We start from the raw sequence: 13,412 nt of genomic DNA on the forward strand, positions 1-13,412 counted from the left end.
CGCCGCTTCCACAGAGCAGCCTGCGCCTCCGGCGACGGAGCGCCTCATGCCCCCTACGCCCCCTGCGGAACCCGGGGACGCTCTGTTGCGAGGGGTGCCTGCGCACGTCGGTCAACGGCCCCCCAGCTATCCGCCCCACCCTCTGCAGTGCCCTTCCGTGCGGGACGGCGACGAGTTCGCGGCCTTCACTCCGGCGGTGCTGCTGGACGGGGCCCAGGTCGGACGGCTGACGGTGCGGGCCGCCTCCGTGCGCGGTGACTCCCACAACTGGGAGGGCAGTTGCCGCCAAGACGCCATGGTGGTGACGCGTGTCGGCCCTCCGGAGGCCGAGTTCCTCCTGCTTGCGATCGCCGACGGGGTGGGCTCCGCGAAGTACTCGCACACCGGCTCACACCTCGTCGTTCGCCAGGCAGCTCTCCACCTGGACCAGGAGGCGGAGAGCATTCATGCGGCGTTGACCACTCAGGACGAGGGGGAGCTGCGCGGGCTCGCCAACAAGGCGATCGCGCGCGCCGTCACCGAACTGAGCGCCGGGCAGGACTATGCGACCACCCTGCATGTCCTGCTGGTGCCGACCGACGCCCGCATCCGCGAGCGTGTCGTGTTCAGCGTGGGGGACGGCGGTCTGTTCGTGCTGCGGGAGGGCCGGTGGGAACAGGGCAATCCGGTGGACGACGGAAGTCTCCTGGACACTCGTACCGAGGCTCTTCCGCACGCCTATCGCAGCGTCAAGGCCAAGCTGCTGCGTACCGAACCGGGCGAGGTCCTCCTCCTGGGCACCGACGGCATCACCAACCCGCTCACCCAGAAGGACCCCGAGTTCGCCCAGCGCCTCGCGAACGCGTGGGGCGGGCCTGAAGTGCCCTCGCTGTCCGACTTCCTGTGGCAGGCACAGACCAGGGCCAAGTCCTACGACGACGACCGGACCGTCATCTGCGTGTGGGAGAAGCCGGAATGAGCGCGGAGGACGGGGCCGACGTCGCACGGTCGTCGCTCGCCCTGGGTGAACGGGTCGGCAGCGGCGGCCAGGGGGACGTGTACGCGATCACGGGTGGCCCGCTCCTGTTCAAGGAGTACAAGGACCCGTCCAAGGCCAACGGCACCGCCCTTGCGGACCTGGTCCGGCTGCGGCAGGGCCTCGGCCAGGCGGACCGGAACCGCCTCGACGCCCTTGCCGCATGGCCCCTGTGCCGTGTGGTCGAGGGCGGCCGGACGCTCGGCTTCCTCATGAGGCGGGCCCCCGCCCACATGACGTGGCGCACCGCGACGGGGGCGACGAAGCTCCTCGAGCTGCAGTACCTGATCAGGCCGCCCAAACCGGCCTGGCAGGACGTCGTTCAGCCGAACCCGGAGCAACGCAGGGCTCTCGCGCTGGCCTGCGTCGAGACCATCGGTTGGTTCCACGACGCCGGACTCGTGATCGGTGACATCTCGCAGGCCAACGTCCTGTGGTCCCTCTCCCCCGAGCCCGCCGTCCACTTCCTGGACTGCGACGGCTTCCGCCGGGTGGGACGTGCGGCGGTCCAGGACCAGGCCGCCACTCCGGACTGGAACGACCCGCTGGCGCCCTCCACCGACGCCACGGTGGACACGGACGCCTACAAGACGGCTCTGGTGGCGGGGCGCATCGTCGCCCAGGAGCCGTATGTCAGACCGGGCCAGGACCTGAAGATCGTCCCCGGCTGCCTCAACGACCGCCAGAACGACGGAGTGCGGAGGCTCTTCGCGCAGGCCGCCGGCGAGCGCGGCAGCCGGCCCCGGCCGAGCGAGTGGCAGACCGCGTTGAGCGACCGCGGCGTCATCACGCTCACCGCGGCCGCGCCCCGGGTCCGGCCCGCCGTCGACCACACGGTCCTGGACGGGACGCGCAACCGGACACCGATCAAGCTGCGGGGCCCGGCGCAGTAGTGGGGCACCGGCTCCCCGGACGTCGGGGAGCCGTACTCCGACTCAGGTGGACGCCGGTTCCCAGCGGTAGGCGTCGGCGGCCTCGTCGTACGGACGCAGCAACGGATCCAGTTCCGTGCGCACCAGGTCCGCGTCCCCCGGCGGCAGCGCCAGTGACGCCCGTCGCATGCGCACGCTCCACGTCGTCGGGTCCGGGAAGACCGACAGCCGGGGCACCAGGTCACGCAGGATCAGCCCGTCGCGAAAGGGGGCCAGACCGGACACCTCGAGGCGGCAGCCCTCCGTGAAGGATCGGTCGCCGAAGACGACCGGCTCGTCCAGTGCCCGTACGGGAGTGGCGACCGATGCCCTGGCGATCACCCGGCCCAGGTCTCGGGTCGGATTCCGGAAGCAGCCGCGTGTGGTGTAGAGGAAGATCTCGTCGCCCTCTTCCAGCGTCCGCGCCGCCTTGGCCCGCCCGGGCGGGAACGCCATCCGCTGCCCGGTCACCACCCAGCTCAGGGCGGCCCGGTCTCCGATGATCAGCAGGTGCGCGGACGACATGCCGATCACCTTATCGAGGCACCGGGCCCCTGATCGTCGCCCTACCGGTCAGAGCCCCGCACGCGCCAGCAGCACCGAAAGCGCCTCCGGCTTCACCTTCTGCACCGACCGCACCTGCCCGAGCCCCAGCTCGTCCCGGCCCACGGGGTCGCGGTACAGCGCCTTCGTCGCCTCGGGGAGCAGAGTCGCCCCGACCAGGTACGGGACGCCGGGGTCCTCCAGGTTTTCCCAGGGCTCCCCGTTGACCTCGGCCACCGCGGCGACCGCCGACTCCGGGTGGGTGAAGAAGAACCAGAGGCGGTCGCCCCGCTTCATGCGGTTGCGGCGACTGAGCCAGAGTTCGAGTCCGGGATCCTCCTCCGCCAGTCGATGCATCGTCTCCTTGTCGGACAACTCCCCGTCCAGCGTGTCCTTGTTCGGATTGAGGATGTAGATCCAGTCCGCCACAGCTCTCCCTCGGTCAGCACACGCAACCCGTCATCCACCCCTGCGTGCACGCCACGCACCGTTCCCGCAGCAGTGGCCACGCCACACGGCGCCAAGTCACTCGGGTATCCACAGCCTCCTGTTCCCAACAACACACACTTCATGTCCGGCATGATGGCCCCATGCACGGTGGGGTGGATGTGTGGGCGGCGGCGACCGCCTTCGACCGGGGCACGGTGGCCGAGGACGAGGCCCGGGCCGACGCGGAGCGCAAGCAGGTTCTCACCCAGTTCCCTTTGCAGGACTGGCCGGTGCTCCCTCTGGAGCGCTACGCCCTCGGAGTGGAGACATCCGACGCGCACGGAGGAGGAACGGGGTACTGCCGGCTGATGGAGTTCGGGACCCCACACCTCGGCAGCATCAGGGGAGGCAGTGCCGCCAAACACATCATGTACCGCCACAACTCCGGCGAGTGGCGGATGGCGGCCCCCCTACGAGGCAGGGAACCCCAGGACGCGTGGGCACACCTGCGGACGCAGTTCCTCCAGGCCTTCGAGGCGGTGGACCGCCAGGACTTCGACGCGCTGGACGAACTCGACCTGCTGCGCTTCGGCCCGGCCCTCGTGACGAAGTCCCTGACCGCCTACTTCCCCGATCACTTCCTGCCCGTCTACTCGGCCGAGCACCTGCGGCACTTCCTCATCCTGCTGGGCGGTACCGCCGAGGCGGACTCCCCCGCCTGGCGCAGCAACCGCCGGCTGCTCGAACTGGTCGGTTCGCGAGCAGAGTTCGGTGGCTGGAGCGGACAGCAGGTGATGCGCTTCCTGTACCGGCACCACGACCCTCGGTCCAACCGGTCCAAGCGGCGCCCCATCTGGAAGATCGCCCCCGGCGAGCGGGGAAGCCGCTGGGACGAGTGCCGCGAGGGCCGGTTCATCTGTGTGGGCTGGGACGCCCTGGGAGATCTGGGCCAGTACCAGAACGACACCGAACTCAGGGCAGCGATCGACCGGCACTGGCCCGGGAAGAACGGCGGCAGTCTGACGCTCGCCCGGCGGCTGCTGGCCTTCCGGGATCTGGAGACGGGCGACCGGATCGTCGCGAATCGGGGAACGGACGAGGTCCTCGCCACGGGTACGGTCACCGACAGCTACCGGTTCGTCCCCGATCGCGCCGAGTTCCAGCACGTCGTACCGGTCGAGTGGGACACCTCCCACACACAGAGGCTGGACAGGCCGCAGCACGGCTGGCGGTCCACCTTCGCCAAGGTCGATCCGGCTCTGTTCGCCAAGTTCACCGCGCCCCGGGCCGGCGCATCTGCCGGCCCTGACGAAGCACAACAGGGCGACACGACGGTCGCGTTGCCCGACGACGTGCAGGCCGTCCTGGACGCGCTGGAGCGCAAGGGACAAGTGATCCTGCACGGGCCGCCCGGGACGGGCAAGACACGGCTCGCGCTCGGCGCGGCCCTCGCCCTGACCGACCGCGCTGACGCCCTCGGTGCCGAGCCGCGCGAACGCGCCCAGGCCCAGGCCGAGATGCTGCGCGGTGACCGTGTCCGCCTCGTCACCTTCCATCCGTCGTACGGCTACGAGGACTTCGTCGAGGGCTTCAAACCGGACCTGAGCGCCACCGGGCCCGGGCTCACCCTCGCCCTCAAGGACGGCCTGTTCCACGACCTGTGCCGCCGGGCCTCCGACCATCCCGACCAACCGTTCCTGCTGGTCATCGACGAGATCAACCGCGGTGACCTGCCCCGCGTCCTCGGCGAGCTGATCACCCTCCTCGAACTCGACAAACGGGGACTGCCGGTCACCCTTCCCGTCAGCGGACGCAGCTTTCGCGTGCCGCCCAACGTCAGGATCATCGGCACGATGAACACTGCCGACCGCAGCGTCAGCCACCTCGACGCAGCGGTCCGGCGCCGCTTCGCCTTCCTGCCGGTCGACCCCGATCCGGACGCCGTGTCGGGGACGATCGGGCCTCTCGACCTGGCGGCCTTCTTCGAGGCCCTCAACACCCGGATCGCCCGCCACCTCGACGCCGACCACCAACTCGGGCACGCCTATCTGCTGCGCGACGGCGAGCCGATCGCCACGGAGGACGATCTGGCGGCCGCCTTCCATCACGAGGTCTTCCCCCTGCTGGAGGACTACTGTCTCGGCCGGACCGACCTGCTGCACCGCATCCTGGGCAGCCTGGTCGACGCCGACACCGGGCGTCCCCTGCAGATGTCCCCGCAGGACCTCGCCGACGCACTGGCGGCCGAGTTCACCAGCGGCGGCTCCGGCACCGATGCCTGACCGCCCGGTCGTTCGGCTCGCCGAGTACCAGAGCGTTCCGTTGACCAGGGACCGGCTCACTCCACGGGACGTGGATCGGCTGCACGCCTTGCAGGCCCACGACTGCGTGACCCTGAGCGCGGACCACTCCGGTTGGCGGCTCAAGGCCGAGTCGACCGTGGGCGTCCTGGTGCTCGACCGCCTGCGGCTGGTCATCGAGCCGAAGTTCGCCATTGCAGGTGATCGGCTGATGAGCTGGCTTGACTACGCCTTGGACGCGCCCCGCCCACTGTGGTCCCCCACCCGGCGCTGGGCCACCCGGCCGGACGGTTATGCCGAACTCGTCGCAACGGCGCTGCTGGAGCAGTGCGAGCACCTCGTGCGCGACGGCCTGCGGCGCGACTACATCCGTCGCGAGACCGTCGAGCCGGTACTTCGCGGACGTTTCGACGTAGCAGCACAGGCCGTGCGCCGTTACGGGCAACTGGACCGGCTGCACGTGCGCGCGTTCGACCGGGAGAGCGATATCTGGGACAACCGCGTCCTGGGAACCGCACTGCGAGCCGCGCTGCGGCTGACGACCCATTCGGGGCTCGCCCGCGACCTGCACGGTGTCGCCGAGTTCTTTCCCCCGGCCACTTCCCCCGCCGCGGCGCTCCATGCCCTGGACCGCATCCGCTACACCAGGCTCAACGCGCGTTACCGCGCCGCCCACACCTGGGCCCGTCTCATCCTGCGCGGCGGCGGTGTGAGCGATCTCCTCACCGACAGGGGCACAGCGGCCGACGGCCTGCTCCTGCGCATGCCCGCTCTCTGGGAAGCCGTCGTCCGACGCCTCGCGGTCGAGGCCGCCGCCCGGCACGGCGGCCGGGTCCTTCCCAGTGGTGGCGGTGCCGGCATCACGGTCCGCGGGGACCTGGGGAACACCTCCGCCTTCCGGCCCGACGTGCTGCTCGAACTCCCCGGCCGGAGCGGCTCCACCCGCTCGCCGCTACCCGTGGACGCCAAGTACAAGCGCTACGACCGACACAGCGTCAGCGCTGCCGATGTCCACCAACTGCTCACCTATGCCGCCGGTTACAGTGCCTACGCTCCGGCGAGCGCCGTCATAGTGCATCCCCAGCCCGGTGGCCGTGCCCATCGCTTGCTGGAGATCAACGGTCCGCGGGGCATGCTCTCCACGCTCCACGTCATCGGCATCGACACCGCCACGCATCCCGAGCAGGCGGTCGCGTGGGTCGGGAACACGTTGCTCTGAGTCGACCGCCAACCGTCAGGCACACCAACGGTTCTCCCCTCCCCTCCTGACACGCATGATCGACCCACCCGTCGAACAACCCTTCACGTGTACACGCTTTCGAGTTATCTTAATTCTCGTTAACCTGTTGACATTGCTCACAAATCTACGTCACCCTTCTTGCGGTAACACTCGCCCGTCACTCTCAGGTGCGTCTCATCTCGCACTGCCGTGGAAGGAACAGTTCGTGATCGACCAACCGCAGGATTCCGTCGACTCCCCCGCCGGTCCCCTGCCCTCCGTGCGGGAGTTACTCCTCGCTCGGCTCGACGGCTCGGATCTCACCCCGGAGGCGCGGTCCCAACTGCGTGAACTGCTGCCCGACGAGCGCACCAGGAGCAGCGAGGGCCAAACCGGGCCGGTGCACCTGCGTTCCATCACCGCCGTCGGCTGGCGCGGCATCGGCCCGCACACCACGCTCGAACTGCCGCCCGGTCCGGGGCTGGTGGTCGTTGCCGGGCCCAACGGCTCCGGCAAGTCGAGCTTCGCCGAGGCCGCGGAAACGGCCCTGACCGGACGCAACTCCCGCTGGGAGAAGCGCCGGACCGGGGACTGGAAACAGGGATGGCGCAACCTGCACAGCCCCGACGTGGTACCGGAGGTGTCCGTCGAACTGAACGTCGGCGAACACGGCGAGCCCGTCACCGTGCGCCGGACTTGGCACGGGGCCAAGGTGGACGATGCGCGCACGCGCGCCGAGGGGCCCGACGGCACAGAGCGGAAGCTCGACGAGATCGTCGACGCCGACGCGCTCGACCTCGCCCGGCCCTTCCTGCCGTACAGCGAACTCGGTTCGATGATCAACGGCACGCTCTCCGACTTGCACGACGCCTTCTTCAAGCTCCTCGGCCTGGAACTGCTCGCCGAGCTCGACGGACGCGTCAAGGACGCCGTGAGCGAGTGCGAGAAGGCCGACAAGCACGGGAAGCAGCGCACGGAACAACTGCGCGGCGAGTTGGCCGGGTTGGACGACCCGAGGGCCCGGGACGCGGTCGAGGCGCTGTCCGGCACTCGGCCGGACACGGGCAGGGTGCGGGCACTGCTCGCGAGCCGCTCTCCCTCGGTCGAGGTGGAACTGTCGGGGCTGCGGCGACGGGCCGGCCTCACCGGCCCCGAACTGCGCGAGGTCTCCGGTGCCGTCGCGCGACTGCGCGAGGCGGCGGCTCGCGCCGAGGACGCCCGGCACGGCAGTGCGGAGGACGCCCGGCGGCTGGCGAGTCTGCTGGAGGCTGCGCTGGATCACCGGCGGCGGTCCCAGTCCCCGGACTGCCCGGTGTGCGGCAACGCCGGACAACTCGACCAGGCGTGGGCCGAGCGGGCCCGGGCCGAAGTGGAACGGTTGCAGCGGGAGGCGGTCGAGGCGGAGACCGCTCTGCAGGACGTCGCGAAGGCCCGGCAGGCCCTCCATGACGTGATCGAGCCCGTCCCGGTGTGGCTGCAGACGGACGACTCGCCGCTCGCCGAGCTCTGGCGGCAGTGGGCTCGATGCCGGAGCATCACCGACGCCTCGGACCTGGCCGACCAGGCGGAGCGAGCCGCCGTCGCTCTGGAGGAGGCGTGTCGGCAGGTACGGGATGAATCACTCCGTCGGCTGGCCGACCAGGACGGCGAGTGGCAGCCGATGGCCGTGCGGCTCACGGACTGGCTGGCCGTGGCGGAAGCGGCCGAAGCCGCCCGCGCCCGTCGCCCCCACGTGAACAAGGCGCGCACCTGGCTGCGGACGGTCATCAACGAGCTGCGGGACGAGCGGCTGCGCCCCTTCGCCGAGCGCTCGCAGGAGGTGTGGCAGCAGCTGTGCGAGCACAGCAGCGTCACGCTGGGCTCCGTTACCCTGGCCGGGACTCCCGGCCGCGGCAGGGTGGAGCTGGGCGTCACGGTCGACGACATGACCGCGCCCGCCTACAGCGTGATGAGCCAGGGCGAGCTGCACTCGCTGGCGCTCTCGCTGTTCCTGCCGCGTGCGACGCACGAGGCCAGCCCGTTCGGCTTCCTGGTGATCGACGACCCCGTGCAGTCCATGGACCCGGAGAAGGTTGAGGGACTGGCCCGGGTGCTCGACGCCGTGGCCAAGGACCGCCAGGTGATCGTCTTCACCCACGACACCCGGCTTCAGCAGGCGATCTCCCACCTCGGTATCCAGGCCACCGTGCTGCGGGTCACCCGTCAGACCGACTCCGTGGTGGGCGTCGAAACGGTGACCGATCCCGTCGACCAGGCACTCGCGGAAGCGCGGGCCATCTCCCTCGACCCGTGGGTGCCCCAGGACGTGGCCGATCGCGTGCTGCCGGCCATGTGCCGGGGTGCTGTCGAAGTCGCCTGTCTGGTCACGGCGCGCCGCCGGCTCCGCGACGAGCACGGACTGCCGCTGTCCGAGGTGGAGAAGCGCATCGCGTCCCTGGAGCGCACCAAGGAGTACGCGGCCCTCGCCCTGTTGGGGGACGGAAAGCGGAGCGCCCACGAGGCCGTGGAGCGGATCCGGGAGGGTGGCTGGAAGCTGATCGAGGCGTTCAACTCCGGTACGCACACGTCGCTGCCCACGGTCGACGACCGCAAGGCGCTGGTGTCCCGTACCAAGGCCCTGGCGACCGCCATCCTCCGCTCCGGCACTCCGGGCAGTGGCGCACAGGCCCCGGGGACCCCGGGGGGTGCGCGATGACGGTCGCCCCGGAAAGCCTGGTCACCGACGCCGGCCGACTGCTGCTCCCTCCGGCGGGGACCGCGCAGACTTTGGCTCCCGGCCTGCGGGCCCGTGCCGCCGCGGTCCTGCTGCGCCTGGCCCTGGAGCAGGCCCTCGACGCCTATTGGCGGCAGGTCACCCCGCGGATGACCCGGATCGGCAAGCACCGCATGCTGTGCCTGGAGTGGTACGCGGGACATGACACCGCGCGCCGGTGCCGCACTACGTGGGTGGCGCTCAGCGCGGCCTGCCACTACCGCACGTACGAACTGCCACCCGCCCCGGCCGAGATCCAGGCCCGGCTGGAGGAGGTCACCGCGTTGCTGGCCGCCCTGGGTGCCGGTCCGGGAACGGCAGCGGTGGGTCGGCACACGGACACATGACCGACGGCTCCGCCTTTCGCGGACGCGAGCGGCGGCGCCGGTCGGTCGACACATAGGGTCCTGGAGGACGGTCCAGGCTCTCCACGGACGAGGAGCAGGTGTGAGCGAGGAGTACGAATCCCCCTCCGGGACGGCGCAGTACCCGGAGTTCCGGCTGCGGCTGCCGGGCGGCGGGCCCGAGGCCCGGGGGCGGCTCCTCGCGGACAAGGGCACCAACGGCAGTCAGAAGTTCGTCGTCCTGGCCGGGTCGCCCGGCCGGACGGAGGTCGTGCCCTCGTTCCCGCAGCGCATGCAGTCGTCGTACCGGCTGCGTCAACGGCTGATCGCCGCGGGGGCACTGGTCGAGTCCACCCGCTGGCCGGGCCGGCTGGAGACGACCCGGGACGTCGAGTGCAACTCGCCGTCGGCCGCCGCCGAGATCCTGGCCGGGCGCAGCTCCAACGGGTGGAAGGAATGGAAGTCGGCCGACGGGCATCCGCTCGCCGACTACCTCGACCAGGTCTGGTGGGGACGCAGCAGGGCCTGGCTGGTGCGGGGCTCCAACGTCTCGGGCCTCGACCTCGTGCGACGACTGTGGCTGTCCGAAGGGCTGGTCTCCCTCTCGGCCCGTCACCTGCGCAAGGGCATCGAGCAGGGCATCAGCAAGGACAGGCTGCGCACGGCCGTCGACGAGGACTACGCGTCCAGTGCCACGTACAACCAGAAGATGCAACTGGTCGAGGACATCCACGCGTTCCTCTCCCGCATGCGGCCCGGTGACACGATGTGCACGATCTCCGGTGGTCTACTCCACGTCGGCGAGATCTCGGGACCCGCCGAGCAGGTCGACTCCGAGGACGGACGGTCCAATCTGCGCCGCCCGGTGGACTGGGCGGAGCAAGGGCATCCCTACGACGAGTTGCCGGAGGAACTGCAGCAGCGCCTCTCGGCCCAGCACGACGTGGTCGACCTCACCGTGGTCAAGGACCTCATCGACGGCCTCGGACTGAGCGACCAGGACCTGATCGACGAGGCCGAGGCCACCGACCGCGATCCCAGCGTGGAGATCCCCGCCCTCACGGCCCGTCGGGAGCTGGAACTGCCTCGACCGACGGAGGAGCTGACCGCCGACCTGCTCGTGCACGACGCGGCGTGGCTGGAGGAAGTGCGCGATCTGCTCTGGGACGAGCGGCAGCTCGTGCTCTACGGACCGCCCGGCACCGGCAAGACCTACCTCGCCCTTAAGCTCGCCGAGTTCCTCGGCGGCGGCCCCGAGCAGGTGAAGCTCGTTCAGTTCCACCCCTCCTATTCCTACGAGGACTTCTTCGAGGGGTTCCGGCCGCAGGAGGATCCGGAGACCCGCGAGGTGGCCTTCCGGCTCACCGCCGGGCCGCTGCGCGAGCTCGCCGATCTCGCGTCCCGCGAGGGCAACCGGCACATCCCGCACTTCCTGGTCATCGACGAGATCAACCGCGCCAACCTCGCGAAGGTCTTCGGCGAGCTGTACTTCCTGCTGGAGTACCGCAACAAGTCGGTGCGGCTGACGTACTCCGGGGACGACTTCGCGCTGCCGCCGAACCTGTTCGTGATCGGGACGATGAACACCGCCGACCGGTCCATCGCGCTCGTGGACGCCGCGATGCGCCGGCGCTTCGCCTTCGTCGAGCTGTCACCGCGCGTCGAGCCGACGAGCGGCCTGCTGCGCCGGTGGTTGGAGCGGGAGGGGAAGGACTCCGAGCCGGCGGACCTGCTCGACGCGCTCAACACGCGGATCGACGAGCCGGACTTCCGTATCGGGCCCTCGTACCTGATGAAGAAGGGCGTGTACCGGGAGGGCGGCCTCGAGCGCACTTGGCGGACGAAGATCCTTCCGTTGCTCGAGGAGCACCACTACGGCGAGGGCGTGGACGTCGAGAAGCGGTACGGGCTGGCGGCGCTGCGGGAGTCGTCGGGGTGACGCCGGTCGTCGAGCTCGTCGAACATGCCCCGGCGGTCAGCGTGGCTCTGCCGGACGGCGTGGGGCGGGCGCTCGCGGAGCTGCGCGTCGTGGACGCCGCGCCGGACCCGTACTCCCCGGGCCGCTGGTCGCTGCGGGCGGGCAGCAAGGTCGGGGCCGTCACGCTCACGGCGTCGGGCCACGACGCTCCGCTCACGGTCCGCGTCGTCCCCAAGGTGCCCGTCGCGCGTCTCTTCTTCCTGCTCGGTTACGGCCTCGATCCCGCCGGTGCCTGGCGGGACGGTGAGGTCGAGGTGGCCGAGCACCGGGACCTGTTGCCGGCGCTCGCGCATGCGGTGGAGCGGCAGGTGGACCGGGCCCTGCGGCAGGGGCTGTTGCAGGGGTACCGGGTGACGGAGGAGACCTCGGTGGTCGTGCGGGGGCGGATCCGGGAGGCCGAGCAGATACGGCGCCGGTTCGGGGCGACGCTGCCGGTGGAGGTGACGTACGACGAGTTCACGACGGACATCGCGGAGAACCGGATCCTGCGGGCGGCCGTGGAGCGGCTGCTGCGGCTGCCCGGGGTGCCGCGCGAGGTGCGCCGGAGGCTGCTGCACCAGCGGGCGCGGCTGGCGGACGTCACGGTGCCGGTGCGCGGTCGGCCCCTGCCCGAGTGGCGTCCGAGCCGCCTCAACTCCCGGTACCACCACGCCCTGCACCTGGCGCGGGCCGTGCTGCAGGACGCCTCCCCGGAGCACGGGCCCGGCGGACTGCGCGTCGACGGGTTCCTGTTCGACATGAACGAGCTCTTCGAGGACTTCGTGACCGTCGCCCTGCGCGAGGCCCTGTGCGGGTCGGGCCGCACCGCCCGCTTCCAGGACAGCCATCACCTCGACGAGGCCGCCGCCATCCGCATGCGGCCGGACTTCGTGCTGTACGGGCCGGACGGCGCCCCATGCGCGGTCGCGGACGCGAAGTACAAGGCGGAGAGGCGGGGCGGTTACCCGGACGCCGATCTGTACCAGATGCTGGCGTACTGCACCGCCCTCGGCCTGGGCGAGGGACACCTGGTCTACGCGAAGGGCAACGCCTCGCACGCGGCCCACCGGGTGCGCCACGCGGGCATCCTGATCCACCAGCACGCCCTCGACCTGGACCAGGAACCGGCGGGGCTGCTCGCCGACGTCGCGGAGGTCGCGCGGCGCATGCGGAATGGCTGACGCGACCTCCTGGTGCGATTCCTGCTCCTGCGGTTACCGCAGTTTCCACTCGCCGGTCTTGTCGGCGAACCCGGAGTCCATGGTGAACTGCACGGTGTCGACCTTCGCCGCCTCGGGAACCTCGAAGACGATCCAGCCGAGGCCCTTGGCACCGGGCTTGAGCTTCAGGCTGGAGGCCATGGACGGCCCGGCCGTGATGTCCCCGAAGGTGGCGTCGAACTGCTGCCCCTCGGTGTCGGCGACCTGGGCGCCGTTGGACGGGCTGTCGCTGTAGGCCGCCTCGCCGGTGTTGACGAGTTGGAACTGGACGCCGACGAACCGCTTGCCGGAGGCGGGCTCCATGAACTCGTCGGCCGACTTGGCGGGGTCGGCGACCTTGACGACGGTGACGTCGAGCTTGCTGCCCTCCTCGAAGCCCTCCAGGGTGAGGGTGTCGCCGACCTTGGCGACCTCGGGAGCCTCGGACTTCTCCTTCTCGGTGTCCTTGCCGCTGTCCGCCCGGGCGGCGGCGTTCTCCTTCGGCTTGTCGACGACGGTGCTGCCGGTGTCGCAGGCGGTGAGAGTGAGTGCGCCGACGGCGGCGGCTACGGCGGCGGCGATTCGGATACGGGCGTGCATGGTCCCCCCAAGGACAGTGCTGGATGTTCACGTACACACCCCGCCACTTCAGTCACGGCGGGACTGCACATGTAAACCATAGATATGGTCAGTTGATAATGTCAACGGACCGCCAAGGGGTGCCCACGCGATGAGGTGGCGGT

At 70.5% G+C, this 13,412-nt stretch carries 11 protein-coding genes; 8 read left to right on the plus strand and 3 right to left on the minus strand.

The window, feature by feature from the left end:
- Positions 1-157: 157 nt before the first annotated feature.
- Together DIZ27_RS18905 and DIZ27_RS18910 are read left to right on the plus strand one after the other, a co-directional pair.
- Positions 158-958, plus strand: coding sequence for a protein phosphatase 2C domain-containing protein (locus DIZ27_RS18905; RefSeq protein ID WP_258308444.1), 801 nt, complete (start codon positions 158-160; stop codon positions 956-958).
- The gene (locus DIZ27_RS18910) at positions 955-1,908 is read left to right on the plus strand and encodes a hypothetical protein (protein WP_109379609.1); all 954 of its coding nucleotides are present in this window, start codon (positions 955-957) and stop codon (positions 1,906-1,908) included. Before DIZ27_RS18905 ends, DIZ27_RS18910 begins: the two co-directional genes overlap by 4 nt.
- A gap of 42 nt (positions 1,909-1,950) precedes the next feature.
- On the opposite strand, the gene DIZ27_RS18915 is transcribed toward DIZ27_RS18910, so the two are convergent.
- The gene (locus DIZ27_RS18915; protein ID WP_109379610.1) at positions 1,951-2,451 is read right to left on the minus strand and encodes a hypothetical protein; all 501 of its coding nucleotides are present in this window, start codon (positions 2,449-2,451) and stop codon (positions 1,951-1,953) included.
- Positions 2,452-2,499: 48 nt separating this feature from the next.
- Positions 2,500-2,898: a hypothetical protein gene (locus DIZ27_RS18920; protein WP_109379611.1), complete on the minus strand. Its 399-nt coding sequence runs from the start codon at positions 2,896-2,898 to the stop codon at positions 2,500-2,502.
- 161 nt (positions 2,899-3,059) lie between these two features.
- Here DIZ27_RS18920 and DIZ27_RS18925 point away from each other — a divergent pair, with 161 nt between their 5' ends.
- The 6 genes from DIZ27_RS18925 (at position 3,060) to DIZ27_RS18950 (ending at position 12,651) form a co-directional block, all read left to right on the plus strand.
- Complete coding sequence (locus DIZ27_RS18925; RefSeq protein ID WP_109379612.1) at positions 3,060-5,180, plus strand: McrB family protein; 2,121 nt, start codon at positions 3,060-3,062, stop codon at positions 5,178-5,180.
- Complete coding sequence (locus DIZ27_RS18930) at positions 5,173-6,417, plus strand: McrC family protein (RefSeq protein ID WP_109379613.1); 1,245 nt, start codon at positions 5,173-5,175, stop codon at positions 6,415-6,417. The genes DIZ27_RS18925 and DIZ27_RS18930 overlap by 8 nt, the downstream gene beginning before the upstream one ends.
- A gap of 226 nt (positions 6,418-6,643) precedes the next feature.
- Entirely contained in the window at positions 6,644-9,112 is a 2,469-nt protein-coding gene (locus DIZ27_RS18935; protein ID WP_109379614.1) for an ATP-binding protein, read from the plus strand.
- Positions 9,109-9,516: a hypothetical protein gene (locus tag DIZ27_RS18940; RefSeq protein WP_109379615.1), complete on the plus strand. Its 408-nt coding sequence runs from the start codon at positions 9,109-9,111 to the stop codon at positions 9,514-9,516. Before DIZ27_RS18935 ends, DIZ27_RS18940 begins: the two co-directional genes overlap by 4 nt.
- A gap of 100 nt (positions 9,517-9,616) precedes the next feature.
- Complete coding sequence (locus tag DIZ27_RS18945) at positions 9,617-11,452, plus strand: DUF4357 domain-containing protein (protein ID WP_109379616.1); 1,836 nt, start codon at positions 9,617-9,619, stop codon at positions 11,450-11,452.
- The gene (locus DIZ27_RS18950; protein WP_109379617.1) at positions 11,449-12,651 is read left to right on the plus strand and encodes an McrC family protein; all 1,203 of its coding nucleotides are present in this window, start codon (positions 11,449-11,451) and stop codon (positions 12,649-12,651) included. Before DIZ27_RS18945 ends, DIZ27_RS18950 begins: the two co-directional genes overlap by 4 nt.
- Positions 12,652-12,684: 33 nt before the next feature.
- Here the strand turns inward: DIZ27_RS18950 and DIZ27_RS18955 are convergent, their stop codons facing one another.
- Entirely contained in the window at positions 12,685-13,269 is a 585-nt protein-coding gene (locus DIZ27_RS18955) for a DUF4352 domain-containing protein (protein WP_109379618.1), read from the minus strand.
- Positions 13,270-13,412 lie beyond the last annotated feature (143 nt).

Origin of the sequence: Streptomyces sp. NWU339 (assembly GCF_003143855.1) — a bacterium.
Classification (GTDB): domain Bacteria; phylum Actinomycetota; class Actinomycetes; order Streptomycetales; family Streptomycetaceae; genus Streptomyces.

Bases quoted from the DNA above. Each gene is read 5' to 3' on its own strand.
- DIZ27_RS18930 (WP_109379613.1), top strand. From the start codon at position 5,173: ATGCCTGACCGCCCGGTCGTTCGGCTCGCCGAGTACCAGAGCGTTCCG.
- DIZ27_RS18915 (WP_109379610.1), bottom strand. From the start codon at position 2,451: ATGTCGTCCGCGCACCTGCTGATCATCGGAGACCGGGCCGCCCTGAGC.
- DIZ27_RS18910 (WP_109379609.1), top strand. From the start codon at position 955: ATGAGCGCGGAGGACGGGGCCGACGTCGCACGGTCGTCGCTCGCCCTG.
- DIZ27_RS18925 (WP_109379612.1), top strand. From the start codon at position 3,060: ATGCACGGTGGGGTGGATGTGTGGGCGGCGGCGACCGCCTTCGACCGG.
- DIZ27_RS18940 (WP_109379615.1), top strand. From the start codon at position 9,109: ATGACGGTCGCCCCGGAAAGCCTGGTCACCGACGCCGGCCGACTGCTG.
- DIZ27_RS18955 (WP_109379618.1), bottom strand. From the start codon at position 13,269: ATGCACGCCCGTATCCGAATCGCCGCCGCCGTAGCCGCCGCCGTCGGC.